Annotated in this window: 13 protein-coding genes; 3 read left to right on the top strand and 10 right to left on the bottom strand. The window is 45.2% G+C overall.

Annotation, left to right across the window (positions count from 1 at the left end):
* The first annotated feature begins 106 nt into the window (after positions 1–106).
* The 3 genes from EZJ49_RS09275 (at position 107) to EZJ49_RS09265 (ending at position 2285) form a co-directional block, all read left to right on the top strand.
* A complete protein-coding gene (locus EZJ49_RS09275; RefSeq protein WP_262551782.1) occupies positions 107–1051 on the top strand; it encodes an HD-GYP domain-containing protein in 945 nt (314 codons plus the stop codon).
* Positions 1052–1441, top strand: coding sequence for a hypothetical protein (locus tag EZJ49_RS09270; protein ID WP_262551781.1), 390 nt, complete (start codon positions 1052–1054; stop codon positions 1439–1441). It abuts the gene before it with no gap.
* A gap of 124 nt (positions 1442–1565) precedes the next feature.
* A complete protein-coding gene (locus EZJ49_RS09265) occupies positions 1566–2285 on the top strand; it encodes a hypothetical protein (RefSeq protein ID WP_262551780.1) in 720 nt (239 codons plus the stop codon).
* On the opposite strand, the gene EZJ49_RS09260 is transcribed toward EZJ49_RS09265, so the two are convergent.
* The 10 genes from EZJ49_RS09260 to EZJ49_RS09215 form a co-directional block, all read right to left on the bottom strand.
* A complete protein-coding gene (locus EZJ49_RS09260; RefSeq protein ID WP_262551779.1) occupies positions 2286–3095 on the bottom strand; it encodes a S1 family peptidase in 810 nt (269 codons plus the stop codon).
* Positions 3096–3232: 137 nt separating this feature from the next.
* Positions 3233–3718: a hypothetical protein gene (locus EZJ49_RS09255; RefSeq protein ID WP_262551777.1), complete on the bottom strand. Its 486-nt coding sequence runs from the start codon at positions 3716–3718 to the stop codon at positions 3233–3235.
* A complete protein-coding gene (locus EZJ49_RS09250) occupies positions 3709–4458 on the bottom strand; it encodes a ParA family protein (RefSeq protein ID WP_262551776.1) in 750 nt (249 codons plus the stop codon). Before EZJ49_RS09250 ends, EZJ49_RS09255 begins: the two co-directional genes overlap by 10 nt.
* A gap of 138 nt (positions 4459–4596) precedes the next feature.
* A complete protein-coding gene (locus EZJ49_RS09245) occupies positions 4597–6282 on the bottom strand; it encodes a type IV secretion system protein (protein WP_262551775.1) in 1686 nt (561 codons plus the stop codon).
* A gap of 1 nt (position 6283) precedes the next feature.
* Positions 6284–8368 (bottom strand): RCC1 domain-containing protein, encoded by a 2085-nt coding sequence (locus EZJ49_RS09240; protein ID WP_262551774.1) that lies wholly within the window; start codon positions 8366–8368, stop codon positions 6284–6286.
* An 11-nt stretch (positions 8369–8379) separates the two neighbouring features.
* Positions 8380–10638 (bottom strand): IPT/TIG domain-containing protein, encoded by a 2259-nt coding sequence (locus EZJ49_RS09235; protein WP_262551773.1) that lies wholly within the window; start codon positions 10636–10638, stop codon positions 8380–8382.
* 102 nt (positions 10639–10740) lie between these two features.
* Complete coding sequence (locus EZJ49_RS09230; RefSeq protein ID WP_262551771.1) at positions 10741–11022, bottom strand: hypothetical protein; 282 nt, start codon at positions 11020–11022, stop codon at positions 10741–10743.
* Between the two features lie 190 nt (positions 11023–11212).
* Positions 11213–11713, bottom strand: a complete 501-nt coding sequence (locus EZJ49_RS09225; RefSeq protein ID WP_262551770.1) for a hypothetical protein — start codon at positions 11711–11713, stop codon at positions 11213–11215.
* A 15-nt stretch (positions 11714–11728) separates the two neighbouring features.
* Positions 11729–12004, bottom strand: coding sequence for a hypothetical protein (locus tag EZJ49_RS09220; protein ID WP_262551769.1), 276 nt, complete (start codon positions 12002–12004; stop codon positions 11729–11731).
* Positions 11979–16160, bottom strand: coding sequence for an RHS repeat protein (locus tag EZJ49_RS09215; protein ID WP_262551768.1), 4182 nt, complete (start codon positions 16158–16160; stop codon positions 11979–11981). Before EZJ49_RS09215 ends, EZJ49_RS09220 begins: the two co-directional genes overlap by 26 nt.
* Positions 16161–16483: the final 323 nt, after the last annotated feature.

The raw sequence follows: 16483 nt of genomic DNA, 5'->3' as shown, positions 1-16483 counted from the left end.
ACGTTGTGAGAGAGTCTCAAGCCCGCCCATTCTGGACTAAAGACCGAGGCTCCTGTTTATTGCAGAATTAGTTCCATCACCCGGGGTTCCGTGGCAAAATTTTTCTATGGATTCAACGACTTACTTTCGCATCCGCCTAAGCACGATACGCCCTGATAAAGTCACGTCTTTTGATATTTTCATCTATGTGGATGGCAAGCATATCCTGTACCTCCGGGCTGGAGACAAGCTGGGTTCCGGCAAAATCAAAACCCTGCACAACCGCGACACCGGTGATTCCTTCTTTGTGCGCATGGAGGACAAACAGATCTATCGCGACTGGGTCAAAGAGGAAATGAATTCAGATCTTCTAAATCCTTTTGATAAAGCCAAAATTCTGCGCGAATCCTCTGTGGCCCTGATGGAGGATCTTTTTGAAAATCCCGATGTCAATCGTGCGCTGGATGAATCCCGCCCGATCATCACGGACTTTATTGAGCTGATGGAAAATGCACCGGAAGCCATGGGCTTTATGATCTCGTTATCCGGGCATGACTTCTACACTTACAATCACTCTCTGGATGTCAGCATTTATTCCCTGGGCCTGGGAAAGGCTTTGGGATACGACGCTAAAACCTTGGAAGAACTTGGCGTGGGTGCCCTTTTCCATGATATCGGAAAACGCAATGTCAGCTTGGATATTCTGTGCAAAAAAGGTGGACTGACGGATGCCGAGTGGGAGCAGATGAAAATGCACCCGCAATACGGACTGGTTATTTTGAACAACCATCCAAACATCAGCGATGCCATCAAAGCCGCCTGCTTTGAACACCACGAATCCTGGGCTGGGAATGGTTATCCTCAACAGTTGGTGGCTGAAGAAATTCATCCATTCGCGCGCATCGTTGCTATCACCGACACCTATGATGCGATGACCACGCAAAGATCCTACAACGTCCCGATGACTCCGGTGGATGCGGTCACCATGATGAAAGAAAAGCTGGCGGGTCGTTATGATCCCGACATGCTCAAAGCCATGTATTCCGTACTTTTCAAAATAAAGGTCGCCTAGATGAAGCTTCTTGTGAATTCCCTGTTTTTGATCGCTGGTATCCCATTGATTGCCCTTGCCCTGGAACCCACAAATCCTTCAGGCCTTTGTGATCGCTTTACCGGTGAAAAAGATATCACCGAATGCCAGAAGAAAACCGAAAAAGAAAATGCCGACTGGTACGCCACCACAGTGTGCAACCTGCAACAGGACGACAAAGCCTTCTGGGCCTGCTGGGACAGTATTCAGGGGCAAAGCTTCAGGCCACAGGCCCTGCAAAAATGCGGGGAAGCTCAGGATATGACAGATTCTCAAAGACAGACCTGTCTGGATTCTTCCAAACAAGGCCGCGCACCCGCTTCAGCTGACAATGCGGCTGGCTTTCAGCCTCTGAAAATAAAGGGCAAATAGCTCTTTATTCCGCTCGGCGCTGCTTACCCTTTGGACATTCCTGTATTTTATACTTCGCCACTAAATCGCTTCCCCCTGCCCTTGGTTTTTTGATAAAACAACGCCCATTATGCAAAAATACCTTTTGTCATTTTTGGTTGTGGGATTTTCGTTGGCAGGCTGTAGCTATCCTATGGAAGAGCTGGGTCTGTTCAAAAACAGCGGTGTGGAGTTAAACTTCGCCAAGGCCTTCCAGAATAAAGAACTCTCTTTTGAAGTTGTAAAGCAAACCTCTTTAAGAACCTGTCTGGAGTGTCACGCCTCTGGCGCGCGCGCCATGGGAACTGCGGCTCAGGTGTTGGCGCAAAAAACTGAAATTTTAGATGTTATTCATTCGGGCGCCATGCCGCCCCGCTCTGGCGGCTACAGTCCTTTAAATTCCTGCGAAAAACAGATTCTGGAAACCTGGCTTGAAGATCAATTGCACAGCCGTGTTTCCACACAAAAAGTTGGCGACCTGACAGCTTGTGCGGGTGCCAGCGCCCCGAAAGAAAAAGTTAAAACGGACCTTAAGAAGCTGGAACTTAGCTACGCCAATCTGAAAAAAGAAATTCTGCAACCCAAGTGCATGGTCTGCCACACTGCTGAAAGAGCCAAACGCACCGTTTTGGATGAAGTGGAAAACCTGCATGACCGAGATCTTCTGGCCGACACTGCAGAGGACAGCATCCTTTATCAAGTCACCGTCCCAGGAATGAATAAACGCTTTATGCCCCCACAAAGAGGAAAAACAATTCTTCCACCACTGACCGCGGAAGAACTTGATTATATGAAACGCTGGATTGAAGCCGGAGCGCCGAAGTAATTATCGAAGAGACATCAGCGTTTCAGATGTCTTTTTAATCCACGGCATATAAGCGTCCGCTCGTGAATAGATCGAGAACTTGTCACACTTTGGGCTGATCAACATCACTGCGGCATCCCCGCGGCTGGCAACACCGGCCAGATACAACTGACCGTCTTTTTCCACATAAGCCGGGCCGCCAGAATCCCCGCTGCATACGCCCTTTTTCAAGGACTGCTTTAGCATAAATTCTGTTTTCCCATACTGGGCCTGGTCGATTTTTAGTTTTGTCGTGCGCAGGATGCCCGCACCTTTTTTGACCCCCAAAGCCCAGCTTAAGCCATACCCTGCGACGACCACCTCGTTACCACTTTGCATGCTGGCGGTGTTTTCATGGATTTTGGCCGGCTGATAGCCTGCTGGCAGGTAATTCCCGCGGATTCGCACCAAGGCAATATCTGCTGTATCCGTTTTACGATTGCGATCATAGTCTTCATGCTGCAAAGCTTTGATGGCGTATTGAGAATTGTAGGCATTCATATTTTCCAGATTATTGGTAAAGAAAACCATCAGCCCCGTCGAGCCCGGTGTCACACAATGCGCAGCCGTCAAAACCAGTTCCTTGGAAATCAACGTGCCCGTGCAAAGAGACCCCGTCATTTCATCATAAAGTCCCACTGTTGAAGTCATCACGGCACTGCCAAGTTGAACCTTGTCTCCACCAATCACGCCCGTGGAAGACTCACTATCCAGAATTTCCGCTGTGTTTTGCTGAGCACATGCCGCCAGCAGGGCCACTGCCGCTAACGTCAGAGAGAACTTTTTGAACATGAACTACCTCGTGGTTTTAGAGACATAGTTTTACCAAAATTTCAGAGGGAATTGGGAAAAAATATACAAGGTGACGTTTATTGTTCTGTGTCTGAAAGTTCGTCAGGCAGGTTGTCAGTTAATGCGTTTTAAGTGATTTATTCCAGCTCGCCCAAAAGGAACTTCATCTGTTGATAGTCCTGCGCGGCCACCAAAGGACTTTGTCCCTTGCCACTTCCGACCTTTTTGATTTCAGTGGATTTTGATTTTTTAGGGCCTTTGCCCTTCGCTGCGGCCACCTGTGGAACCGCCGTTGGAATCCATTTTTCAGAGATGGAATTCCCGGCGACGGCTTGCTTAAGTTCAGAGGACTTCAACTCGGCTCCGGCTGCAATTAAAATAAAACGATACTGAATTTCTTCGCTCTGATTCAGCCACAGTTCTGCACAGTAGCGCGTGGACTTTTTGGTGACGACGAGTTTCAGAGCATGTTTTTGCAAAACTCCGAAACTGTCGGTCACTTCGATGTAAAAGGCCTGCCCCTGTTCAAGACGGGCTTCCAATAGTTCCACGTTGGTGATTAGTTTGTCACCAACGGGCCGGGTGGAGTCTAAAAACAAGGGATTGTTCTTTTTCAAGCCCACATTTCCTGCGCAAGATTGGCCAAAGCCAGGCCTGCTGGATTTTTCGGTGCAAATTCATTTACTGGCAAATGCTTGTGATGGGCTTCTTCAACTGCGATGGATTCCGGGATGTAGTTATTAAACACTGGAATCGTGTAGTTGGTGCGAAGATCACTGATGACCTTTTCCACGATACGGCGGTTGCGGTATTTGGAAATGATGATCCCGCGCACATTGATCTGATGGCCCAGGCCCATCTTGATATTTTTCAAAGTTTCCAGAATCAGGTCGATCCCTTTTAAAGAGAAATACTCTGGACAGATCGGAATCACGATATCCTTGGAAGCAATCAATGCATTGACAGTCAACAGTCCCAGCGACGGGGAACAGTCGATCACGATGATGTCGTATTCTTCTTTGATTTCACTAAGGGCTCTTTTCAGGATGCTTTCGCGGCCAAACTTAGAGGATAGAATGATTTCGATACCGCTAAGCATAATTTCTGACGGGATCACGTCAAAGCCAAAGGACGGAGAATGAACAACGGCACTTTGCGCTTCAACTTCGCCGGTGATAACATCGTAGATAGTGTCTTCAAAATCCTCGTCACCGAAGATCGCGCGGGTGGCTGACGACTGCGGGTCCAAGTCGATCAGCAGAACTTTTTTGCCTTCCTTAGACCATTGAGATGCCACGTTGATAGCGGTGGTGGTTTTTGCAACCCCACCTTTTTGATTGATGAACGAAACTACGCTGCCCATTGTTAACTATTCCCTTCGTGGAATGATAAATATTCAACACGTAAGTCTAGCTATTTTTGAAAATATGGGAAGCGGGTTTTTAAATTCACGACGCGAGAGCGAAAATTCAGATTTGCTCCCGGTCGCTTTACCTCGCCTTTAATATTCAGAGAACTCGACTCCGTAGCCACACGGAGTGTAAGACGTGTCTCCCATAAATGAATGATCAAAGGGGTAAAAGCCGCTGCTAATCCACCAAGAGGAATCCACGGTAATACCAATTGTCTGCGGAATGTCCCAATTAGTGGAATCAAAAGAAAGAACCTCGCTCATTCCTGCCATATTTCCATTTAACATAAACCCAGATGTTTGTGACACCGTCACAGTGGTCGGCTCCGATGGCGGGTAAGGCAATGAAATGTCGTAGTAATCTGATCCCCAATAACTGTAGATATAACCACTGCTTGGAGAGCACACCAATTCAGTCGTTGGATCTTTGATCGTCACCTCAATATCTTGAACTGTGATATTATCATAACCGCCACCGCTAAATGCATTAGAGATGTATTCCTGCCTGTCGCCATCTGCAATTGAATTATCAGGAACAGATATAAAGATCTCTTTCGGAGTCGTCCAATTCGCCAACGTGTAAATCAGATTCAGCGTAGAGCTCCAATTTACACCATCATCTGAGAAAACCAGACCGGAATACGTCGAAGAAATGCTCAAGGTAACATCGCTGGTAGGCTCACGATTGATTATCACTGTATAGGAGGCATTTTGATGCCCCTCCATTGTTTCTAGAGCATTATGAGAAATCACCACTGGATTAGGCTCTGTAACAATCAAATTCAGACTTTTGGTGGCGATCAAATTACGCATAGTAAATTGAACCCCCACCAGAGCGTCCATAATTCCGTCCAGATCATTGATCTCCGCCAGATAGAATACTGAAAGAGCTTCATTCAGAGTCGAGTCTTTCAGCAAACCTAGATTCAACTTTCGTATCCCCGCCTTTCTTACCGCATTATCAATGGAATTAAAGGCTGCCTTATCTTTGATAAAAAGACTGGATTCAAAAGTGTGAGTTCCCAATCCCGCGATCGTGGTATCGACATCAAAATAATAGGTACTGAGATCTAATCTTGAAGCTAAAACACTTTGTCCCATGAACTTAGCCGTCAGATCGCTCAACATAGGTTCCGAAACTCCAAAATGCTCAGGCCGGACAGTCATTGTCACGCGCACAGACTCACCAAGAACGGCGCTATTATTCAAACGATCTGTCGCCAGCTCCAAGGAATCCATGATGGCCCGACTTCGTAACTTTGTAGAGGTGACAGAAAAACTCAGATTCTTGCTTTCAACAAGAGTTCTAAGAGCCGCGAGCTGCCCTTGCAAAACCACAATTTGATCCTGACTGTTTTGAATGGCCGCCTGAAGGTCAGCAATATTATCCGGGTCCGTTTGACCGCGAAGTAACTTTTGCAAGTCACGAATTGTTTTCTTTTCTAATTGTAGAGCTCCAGAAATTTCTCGAGCCGCGATCTTGTTCTGCTTATAGACTGACACAGCCCAAGTCACAGTTCCTGAATTCAAAGCAGGAGAAATTGCCGCAAATTCATTTTCTGCCAAGGCGATGGTACGAAGAGCCAAGGCTTCGAACTCACTGACGGCTACATACTCTTCCGTATCAGGATTTACCAATGGTTTGGCGGAAAGCAATAGCACGGCTTTTTCGCCTTGTGTATAGGATGGCTTATCCGAGCGCATAGTAAGCACGCTCTGAGCAAGGCCTTGAGAAACCAAAAACAATGTCGTTATAAATATAAAGATTTTTGCCATTTTACTTGCCTTTTGTTCCCGGATCTATAACCACAACCGGAATTGCCACATTGCCAGTGGCGGAGCCATCACCCAAATTGCCACCATAATTTTTGCCCCAACACTTTAGCTCCGCACCATGGACTGCGCAGCCAAAACGCTTGCCCTCTGAAATATCGATAGCATTGGAGTAAATACCTATCACTTGAGAGGGAAATGGGGATGCGCCCCCGAAGAACCCATTACCCAAAGCCCCATCTTGAGGTGAGCCCATACACCGACCCGATCCGTTCAAGATCATGCACATCGCCTGAGTCGAGACCGAGAGATGAGAAACACCAGACTCTAAGCCGGCAACAACAATAGGATAGTATGAATAGTCCCCTGACCACCCAGTTCCTAACAAGCCCGCCAGATTAGAACCCCAGCATTTTCCTTTACCGCCATCAATGACACAGACGTTGTCATCTCCCACAGAAACCTCGGAGGCATCATTAATAGAAGGTACTTTTATAGGCACCAGAGACGCCGTCGAAGTCGAACCTTGACCTAATTGACCTTTGTCGTTCTTACCCCAGCAATAAAGTTCTTTGGCCGTCGTGATTGCACAAGTGATGTTCGTTCCCGCAGAAACTTTTATAACATCATTCATGATATTTACAGGGTGCGCGGCATTAGTGATAGTACCGTCACCCACCTCACCATAGCCGTTGTAGCCCCAGCAATAAAGACTCTTATCCTCGATAGCACAGGTATGCCTTGCACCCGCACTGACTTGCCTTAGGTTTTCAAAGGGATAAATTGCGATTGGAACGACGAAAGAACCTGTGGTTTCTCCGTTTCCAATACGACCGTATAAAGCGTTGCCCCAGCAATAGAGCCGTCCATATCGTGTCGCACAAACATGCTGATCTCCGGCATCCACAGACCCAACACCTCCGGACAAACTTACCGGATATATCGGCATCGTCGTTGAAACGTAGTTTTCTGTGGCTAACTGACCATAGCCATTCATGCCCCAGCAATAAAGGTCTTCTCCGAAAATTCCACAGGCGAAATCACCTCCTGCGGATACCTTCCTAAACTGCGGTGGGGCCGGGGTTATAGTTATGGAGATCGCTTCACTCGTTCCATAGTAACGGATTCTGTCATTCAGATCCCACAAAGCCACCTGTATCCGTGTTAGGTGGTCACTTTCCCTCTGATAGTACTGCTTCAAATAAGGATCGACCGTTGTCTCTGCCAACAAATAAAAGTGGGTGGACATCGTCGAGGCTTTTGCGTAAGCATCCTGATAAGAATCGGAATAGAACTTATTTCGATAATAACTGTACGCCGAAACCGAAATCTCACTCATGAAAAAATCTCGTTCCTCCAAATCCAGCGTATAAAGATCGTTGGAAACTTTTTCCGCGGTGCGGGTATAATAATTTACACTTGGGAATAGTTCGTTCTTCGTCGGTCCGCCCAACCCCTCTGAGAACTCAAAAAAGACGCGAATCGGTTCCCCGAATACAAATGTGTTGTCTTCCCGATTGGTATAAATACGAAGACTGGGAGGTGCGTCGCTGGCAGCGGCGCGAACCTCATAGACATCCACCGACAAAGCTTCCTCAGCCAATAAAACACGATGACTAGCGAGCGTATTCTCAAGACTTAAGTTGGTCACACTTTCTGCATCAATCGCGTCCTGCAAAAGAGCCTTCTTCGCAAGATCAGTCTCGATCGCCAGCAGATCCTCCAGCTCGGCGATCTTGTTTTCAGACTTGATAATGCTTAAAGCAATATTCTTTGCAAAATCACGGTCCTGCAAAAAGGCGCGTACCTTCCATACATTATTGCCTGATGCGGTCATTTCAGGCGACACCGTCCCCGCTTCTGTTTCAGAGATTCTGGTGATCTTAATAGGCTGATCATTGAGCTCAGCCTCCATAAAGACCTCAGTATTTGCCTGAGTCGGCTTCATACGCAGAGAGGCAATCAAAACGAGCTTATCCCCTACGGAATATACCATTTTTCCCTGATTGAGCTCTAACGGAGGTGTGGTTTCAGCATGAGAAGACATTCCAAGAAACACAAAGATAACTGCAAAAATTAGATTTTTCATAGCTCTTCTCCTTATGGTTCTTCCGGTGCCACGAGAGTCAAATCACAGGTGTATTCAAATGGCGTTTGATAGCCTTTTACTTTGACTTGTACTTTGCCTTGATAGACGCCAGCCGCAAAATTTTCAAAATCCGCTCGCAAGTCTATACCCGTGGATCTGATATAATCGATATTCCCAACAAGCATACTTCCCGGCCACGAGGTTAAATCCAAATAGAAATCCCCATTATCGTCGTCGGTCACGGTGATACTTGAAACCTCCGCAAAGCCCGCAACACTTCCAAGGAAGTCAGAAGGCACTCTCAAGTACTTACCGGGAGGATAATAGCCAGCCTCATGTTCACCAAAGTCCACTGTAACAGCCTGACTAGTAGGAGCTGCCAATTTATATGTCTGGAGCATTAAAACTCGTGACGGTCCGTTGATTTCAGTTTCCCACTCAAGCATTGCCTCCGCGATATTTCCAATAAAGGTTCCAGGACTCACTAAAATCGGGAATAACACTTGGTCATTAGCCGGGATCTCAATGCCACCAGTTGGCAAGTCGGCAGAAAATACTCCAGCACTACCGTTCAAGTGAGTAATAACTGGAGCCTGAGTAATCGTGATCGCAGACGATGAATCATTTCTGATAACAATAAATGTTTCTGCCGCTTCATCATAAGTACCAAATAGAGGAACATACGAGGACTGCGATAGCACTTCCAAGTCTTGTTCTCCCGCCCATTGGGATGCGGAGAAACCGGTCAAAAGCGACAATGCTGTAGCTGCTACTGGAGCAACTTCAATATTCAAAATTTTAGTAAAATGAACAGGATTTTGAACAACAAACGGAATATCGAAGTTCAATGTGGTAGTTCCATAGTTTGTAACAGAAAACTGGAACGTCTGACAGTTCCCCTTTGCAATAACTCCTCTTTTAAACCCGGAAATCAGAACTATACGGTTGGCATTAAAAAGCTGGTACCGCATTTCGGACTGAAGATTATTACAAGCCCTGAATGACCCAATATAGACACCATCTTTGGAAACCACTCCAGAAATTTGGGATGGTGTTAAAGTAACAGGATCTTTCGGCCCCACAGTAACAACTGTCAAAGAGGGAGCACTTTGCTTTACTCCATTTGATACAACCAGCGAAACCACGTAGGTTCCACTTACAGTCGCTGAAAAAGACGGATTGACCAAAGTAGCGTCATCAAGAACTCCATCTTGCGTGCCTGCCCCTGCTGGCTTAGTTACCACCGTCCACAAATACGTTAAAGCAGCTTCATCAGGGCTGTACGAAGCACTGCCATCCAACTGCACCGGAACTTCTGCCGGGGTGTCTTTCGGAACTCCAGCAAATGCCACTGGATAAGCTGGTCCTACAGGACCTCCGGTTTGCACTTCAATAGCAATGTATGCATTTTTAAGACGCGTGGTTACGGTTGAACCGCCCGAAGTGGATTCCAGAATGACTTCTTTAGCTCCTTCAGTAGAAGCCGGCGTGGTAAAGGTAATGGACGTTCCCGTAATCACCAAAGAAGAAAAGGGAATCTCTTCACCTCCAAATAGAAGTTTTGTTGTTTCTTCCAGGTTTTCGCCCGTAATAATGACCTGCTGTCCTCCGTCCTTGGAGCCATAAGATGGATCTACAGCAGAAATACTTGGCTGATCCACGGGAGTAGTAGCATGCCCGATATCGAACACCGTTGTTTTTGAAGCTACCGGGCGCTTCAATGCTTCCAGACTATTTTGAAGATCTATGACGTAAGACTGTCGAATATCGCGTTGGGATTCCAAGTAGGCCTTGCGCGCAGGATCTGTTTCTTGGGAAATCTGACGATTTAACGACTCGATATCAGTCTTAGCTTCAATAAGCTGTTTCTGGATAAATTCTGATTCATTGCGATTTTGAACAAACAGTTGAGCTGTATGTGGGAATGCCCCAGCAGCTTCAATAAGAACCGCTTCCGTCACCCACAGTCGTCCGCCGCGATGATAAGACTTCAAAGGTTGTCCATTGAAGCTTACTGAAAGAATCAGATCAAGTTCTGCAGGGCCTTCAAATCCCGTTACAACCTCTATCGCAAAACTTACTTTTTGTCCCGGATTCGGGTTGGAAGGCAACATACTGACTTTTGCAATCGAATACTGCTGATTCGTACTAATAAGATTCTGAAGCTTCGCTGAGTAATTAAAACGGAGGCTTTCGGCCTGAGCACTTAGCGAGAACGCAAAAATAAATGAAAAGGTTATTATTGATCTGATACATCGAGCAAGATTCATCTCTCGCAGCCTCCTGTAAATAACTTTATGTTTTCACAAGGAGATAACGAGAATTACAAAATCGCAAAACAAGATTTCTTGTTTATACTTTGCGACAGAAAACTAGGCCGACGAAGGAGAGACTTTGTTACCTCTCTTAGAAGTATCTATCCTCCAATAGGAGACAGCAACATTGTCCTGAAACTTACTTTTGCATGGCTCCCAGACTTTGAAGACAGACTGAAGTTCCAGCCATGGCTTCTTTGAATTTTTCAATCCTTTTACGACAGAGGACAATTGTTCATCTGCTTTTTGGTACTCTTTGTTGCCGCAGGCCACCACCGTCGAGCCCGCACGACTTTCCATAGTACAAAGCAACAGGAACACTAAAATAATTTTTTCCAAAATAACCCTCCTACAAAACGATTATCGAAGTTAGTGGATCGGTAGATAGCAGCACTTTCAAGACACTCGTGGCATCATCAGTGCTTCGAATAGACGTAAAGCACGCTGGTCTTTTCATGAAATTCAAACCAGGACTCACAACCTCAGTTCTCAGTCTTCTAAACGGCCGTAGCCGTAGCATAACCGAGCTTCATCGCACAGTGGACTCCAAGCGCTTCCACGAATATGGTGGGCAATTAATAAAGACCATCTGCCCTACTATATTCAAATTTTCAAAAGTATATATCTCACCGAACAATGTTAAGTTACTATCTCCGTCCGCACACTGGGGAAGCCGAGAAGAAGACTTTTTATTTTTAATCCACACAACAGCCTTGCGAACTCCACTTTTTTCCAGCATAGCGATGGATAAATCTGGATCTTTCCCACTCGCCAACCCAACAAACCTCAAGCCATCAACAACAATCTTATATTTACATTTTTCTATCTGTATCTTCTTTCCAACATTCTCCTTATCTTCAAAATATCTCATCAAGGATGCAGCCACCTTTCCTTCGGCCTTATCCATATCCAACAAGTCCTTTCCGTAAGGACAGGGAAGTGCAGAATATCCACCTACACTAATAAGGAAAATTGCCGCAAAAACTAGAGAACAAAATAATCTAATTAACATAAAACGGGGATTCGCCATAAACTTTAAGAAACTCTAAAAAATTCGATTCCAGGCCTGAAGCATCAGAAATAACGACATCATGATGGTTAAAGAACATACGATTTTTCCCGTCTTTCCCGAGGCCCTGTATAGCTTCAAGAATGCTGCTAAAGCTAGAGCTTCAAGCCCCATACAATACCAGAGAATTCGGCTGTAATCCTCTGAGCTCGCCAATCCAAAAACGCCACCGGCAACCATGAGCCCCAGCCCTATGCCCCATAGAATAAAAAATTCAACTCTGCCCTTACTTCCCATTACTTCTCTTTCCACGATATGGCACCTCAACCCCTGGAGTCGAGTTGAACACATTTTCACTAAAGCCCCTGCAAGTTCCTTCTTTCAAATAGTTTCCCTGCCTACCCACTTCAGCATCTAGCTGCCGAATCATTTCACGATCAACTGATGAAGTAGTAATTTTATATCTGAGAATATTACCTCCCAACTCAACATCAGGATAAACATGTCCACCCAAAGGGCGACCTAGATCAAAATCATAGGCAAAACTATAAGACTTATAATCTCCATCTGGTTCTCCGACATTAACACTCCAGTGCCCCATTGGCTCCTTTTCATTCGCACCTTCAATCCACACATCAGTACCAGATGGATCATATAAGTTGATAGGGTCTTGGAGTACATAACCATAAAGATTTACATCCCCACCACTGAACAATATCGGATCCTTGCTCGTCCATCTCCCAGTCTCCGGTGGTGATCGGTGTTTATCATTCCCGGCAGATACAGCAGCGCCGCCATCAAAAGCCCCAGTACCTGACTTAGCCCCTCCAAAGGAGCCACCCGGATCGTAGAGAATCGGACTACCTCCATTGTCAACTTGAAGAGCAACGTGATTACCAAATCCAAGTGCATTTCTGGTTATAAGTATTCTGGTTTTGAGACCACTTGGATCAATACCGTTAATAGGGTCACTATTCACGTACCCATACAAGTTCGTATCCCCACCACTGAACAATATCGGATCCTTGCTCGTCCATCTCCCAGTCTCCGGATCATAATCACGAGCTCCGAATCTCACAAACCCCGTATCATGATTCACAATTCCACCAGCAAACGAGAATGGCTGAACCCCGACATTTGTATCACGCAAGACCTTACCCCAAACATCATACTCGATTTCCTGCAAGATTTTACCATTTTCAACATCCACAATCAGCCTTGGAGAGCCCAGATGATCTGTAATGAAACGATATGCTCTCCCTTTGTAAGTCATATACGAAGGTGTTAACACATACTCTCCGTGAACATAGAACTGAGAAGTACGTGCTACTTCATCGAATGTCCCAACCAGCCTTACTCCTTCATACATATCATAGCGAAGCGACGCCCCATTTCGCATCCAGCGCACTGTCTGCCCCTGAGCATTTTCGAGAAGCTCTCCTTGTTTTCCATTGGCTTGAACATAGGACTTCATCTTACCCAGAGGACCATAAGAATAGCTATGTGGTCTGCTTAAGATTGGCTCTTGAATTCCAACAACATCACCCGAATTGTTATGGAGGTACTGCTTCCCATTATAAGTTAAAATTCGATCCTGATCATCATAGGTAGCCGTGAATGCCATTCCTTCATTTATGCCAGAAAGTCGATTCCCATTTCCATCATACTCGTATTGGCTAATAACAATTCCATTTTTTCTTACTGTCGATAGTCGCCCGGCACTATCATAGACATAATTATATACATTTGTTTTCTGAAGAACAGTTTCCGTCTTTTGAGTAATACGTCCAGCAAGATCTCTCTCCAAAGTATAAGAGTACATAGGAATGGGACTTCCCAAGACAAAAGAAGACTGATACGAAGAAATTTCCCCAAAACTATTATAACCCCATTGATCGTGAACATTTCCAATAGCTGCTGTAGTAGCTCTCCCGCTAACCCCATCGTAGGTATAGGAAATCTCGCCGTTTTGCAGAGGTCGTCCATCCTTGTCATAAGTTGTCTTGATTACGATATCCTGGGGTAAATAGCTTGCAGAAATCGTTTTCTTCGATGGACGAAAAAAATTGTCATACGTGTATAGTACCTTTGATACAATCTCTACCCCAAAGACAACTCTTTGAGTAATGCCAGCAAGGAGTCTCCCTGCATATTCATAGGAACTTTCAACACCATCAAAAGACGTAACTTTCTTTACTTGAGATGAACTAGGATAGTACTCGTACTTTTGGCTCTTCTCGGGCGTTCTTATCGAAGCCAGTGTTCCATTAACAGCATATACAAATGACAACTCCGAATAGCTCGGCTTGAGAATCGACCTTATCCTCTTGTCCCTATCGTACTGATAGCTAATTGACGCATCAACGCCGCTAATGACAGGAGGACGATAGCCGCTGACTCCTCCCCAGGCATTATAAAAGAGCCAATGAGCCGGCTTTCCTGCCGGGGTAATAGAAGACAAAAGACCATCTGAGTTATATTGATAGAAGATTGATTGCCCGTTGGGCATCGTTGTCAAAGTCACCCTGCCTGCAAGATCATACAAGAAAGAACTTGTTCCATATCCAGATTTACTAATCGAGCTTATATTGCCACTTCCATCATACTGCAACTCGCTGATAGTTCGGGCACCACGTTCAATTCTATGAATTTTTCCTCGAGAATTATAAGTAATATCAATCGGCTCATCTGTGCCGTGCCAGGACGCTATGATTCTCTCGTTTGCATCCAACTTGTAGCCAGACTCAATCCCCTCTGCCGATGTCATCGTCATGGTTTTAGTCGCCCAATTAAAATACGCAGAATGCACCATCCCGTTGATACTTACCTCTTCAGTAAGAGATGTATAGCTAAAAGGAGAAGTGCCACCGCCAATCAAATCCTGACTAATCCTAGTAGTTCGTTCGATCGCACGCTCTGTCTCAACCAAATAGTCTTGTCGGGGAAGCGCTGCTCCAAAACGAACGTCATTATCAGTAAATGACGTAACCCAACTATCTCGAAGCTGTGTCGTCGCCGAACCATCAAGATCTTCATGGTAACTTGAGACTTCTCCCGTAGGTCCCTTCTCCCATCTTACATATGTATTTCCTGAAAATTGTCGATAGCTGCGGAAGCGCGACATCACCCCTTCGGTGGAACGCTGAACTATATAGTTGCCATCACGTTCCTCATCGCCAACTATTGAAAAATCGTATCCTGTCCCAGCCTTTCGAGTACTTTTCAATCTTCCTTTTGCATCGTATGTTACCGCTGTTGCGGCTCCAGACGGAAACTTGAACTCACTTATAAGATCCGTACCGGCTTTATAAATGATACTGTGAACTTCACCTGCAGGATTAATAATTCGATTTATGCGTCCCTGACTGTCCACCTGAATATTTGTCGCCAACCCTAGTGGAGGAATAACTTCTTTCAGCGTATTATCTATTCTACGAACAAAGTGAGTTTCATTTCCATAGAGATCAGATATCTTAGTCAAATACCCACTGGTGTCATAGGTAAAAAGATACCTAGTAACCCCCGTTAAAAAAGTTAGAGTCCGCAAATGACGACCATTTACTTTTGAAAAAACATAAACCTCTCCAGAATCAGGGACCATTATTTCCGTTGAGTTCAGATCAATATACGGCTTAACAAATGAACGGCCCGTCCCATGAAAAAGACGCTGTTGAGATAAGTCATAGGAATGCACCAACGACACCATCCAACCTTCCGGATTAAAAGAGGCATATTTAGTCCGATTGATATAAGGAACCTCATATCCCACGGAAAGCTCGCTAGAATAAACTAACGACACACTTGTGCCAACGACAGGAACTTCTTCGCCAAATGACAGGTTATCAACTCTAATAATTGATCCGCTTTGCGTCTTTATACAATTACAAGGCTCGACATGAGTAGATTGTCCCGTCTGAGGAGGCGCATCAGGATCATCGTCGTCTTCAGGCAGTTCAACCGGATCTTCGGGCCCCAAGCGATAAGTAGATGAACCTTTGAAGTAGTATCTATGCTGAACACTACGCACTTGATTTCCACCGGACATAAAACGCCAGATAACTGAAAAGTTCGAAGTTTCATTAACGATACTCTTAGGATCAAACCTAATACCAATATAGCAAGTTTCCTCTGTAGGAAAATCCTGAAAAATACCCGGACAGTTGCCTATACCAGCCGCGTACATACTGGATGAATAGTACTCCAAAGGATCTTGGTGTAACCACCAAATCTGGAGAGAATAAGAGCTCTCGTTAACAACTTTGCAAAACAGTTCGTTCTGGGTATTCACATAAACTTCCCCAAAATCTCCTGTCACACTCACATCACCAATTGTGTCTCTAATTGTGATAGTACAACGATTGTCCACAAACTCTTCTGGAGGCACGTTCGGAAGCTCCACCGCGTTCCCGTGTAAGGCCCAAGCTTCAAGTGATAAAAGAAAGCATAACCAGAAGATCGTAGTTCGCACGTCTCCCCCTTTTTATTTAGATGATAGGCAAATATTAGTGTCACAGAATGGCAATCAACAAATTGTTTATATGACGCCACATAGCCACCACAGTTAAGAACCAAACAATTTTGTATTTTCACCGAAAAAACAAAAAAATCCCGCAATCACCGATCGTGGGATTCCATTTTCAAATAATATAATGAGTGCTGAATATATCTTCAGAAAGAGTGAGGTCCAGTATAATCAAGACCTCTTTAGTAATCTTCAAGACACGCCGATAACGTAAATACGTGTGTTTACGCATCGGACACCTCCTGTTGAATTCGGACAGGAGATCCACC

It is taken from the genome of Bdellovibrio bacteriovorus, assembly GCF_025558485.1.
GTDB lineage: Bacteria > Bdellovibrionota > Bdellovibrionia > Bdellovibrionales > Bdellovibrionaceae > Bdellovibrio > Bdellovibrio bacteriovorus_G.
Note: the sequence above shows the minus strand (reverse complement) of the source record. Positions and strands in the feature narration are given on the sequence as shown.

Coding starts and splice junctions, on each gene's coding strand:
- EZJ49_RS09250 (WP_262551776.1), bottom strand. CDS start 4,458: ATGGGCAGCGTAGTTTCGTTCATCAATCAAAAAGGTGGGGTTGCAAAA.
- EZJ49_RS09275 (WP_262551782.1), top strand. CDS start 107: ATGGATTCAACGACTTACTTTCGCATCCGCCTAAGCACGATACGCCCT.
- EZJ49_RS09240 (WP_262551774.1), bottom strand. CDS start 8,368: ATGAAAAATCTAATTTTTGCAGTTATCTTTGTGTTTCTTGGAATGTCT.
- EZJ49_RS09260 (WP_262551779.1), bottom strand. CDS start 3,095: ATGTTCAAAAAGTTCTCTCTGACGTTAGCGGCAGTGGCCCTGCTGGCG.
- EZJ49_RS09270 (WP_262551781.1), top strand. CDS start 1,052: ATGAAGCTTCTTGTGAATTCCCTGTTTTTGATCGCTGGTATCCCATTG.
- EZJ49_RS09235 (WP_262551773.1), bottom strand. CDS start 10,638: ATGAATCTTGCTCGATGTATCAGATCAATAATAACCTTTTCATTTATT.
- EZJ49_RS09245 (WP_262551775.1), bottom strand. CDS start 6,282: ATGGCAAAAATCTTTATATTTATAACGACATTGTTTTTGGTTTCTCAA.
- EZJ49_RS09225 (WP_262551770.1), bottom strand. CDS start 11,713: ATGGCGAATCCCCGTTTTATGTTAATTAGATTATTTTGTTCTCTAGTT.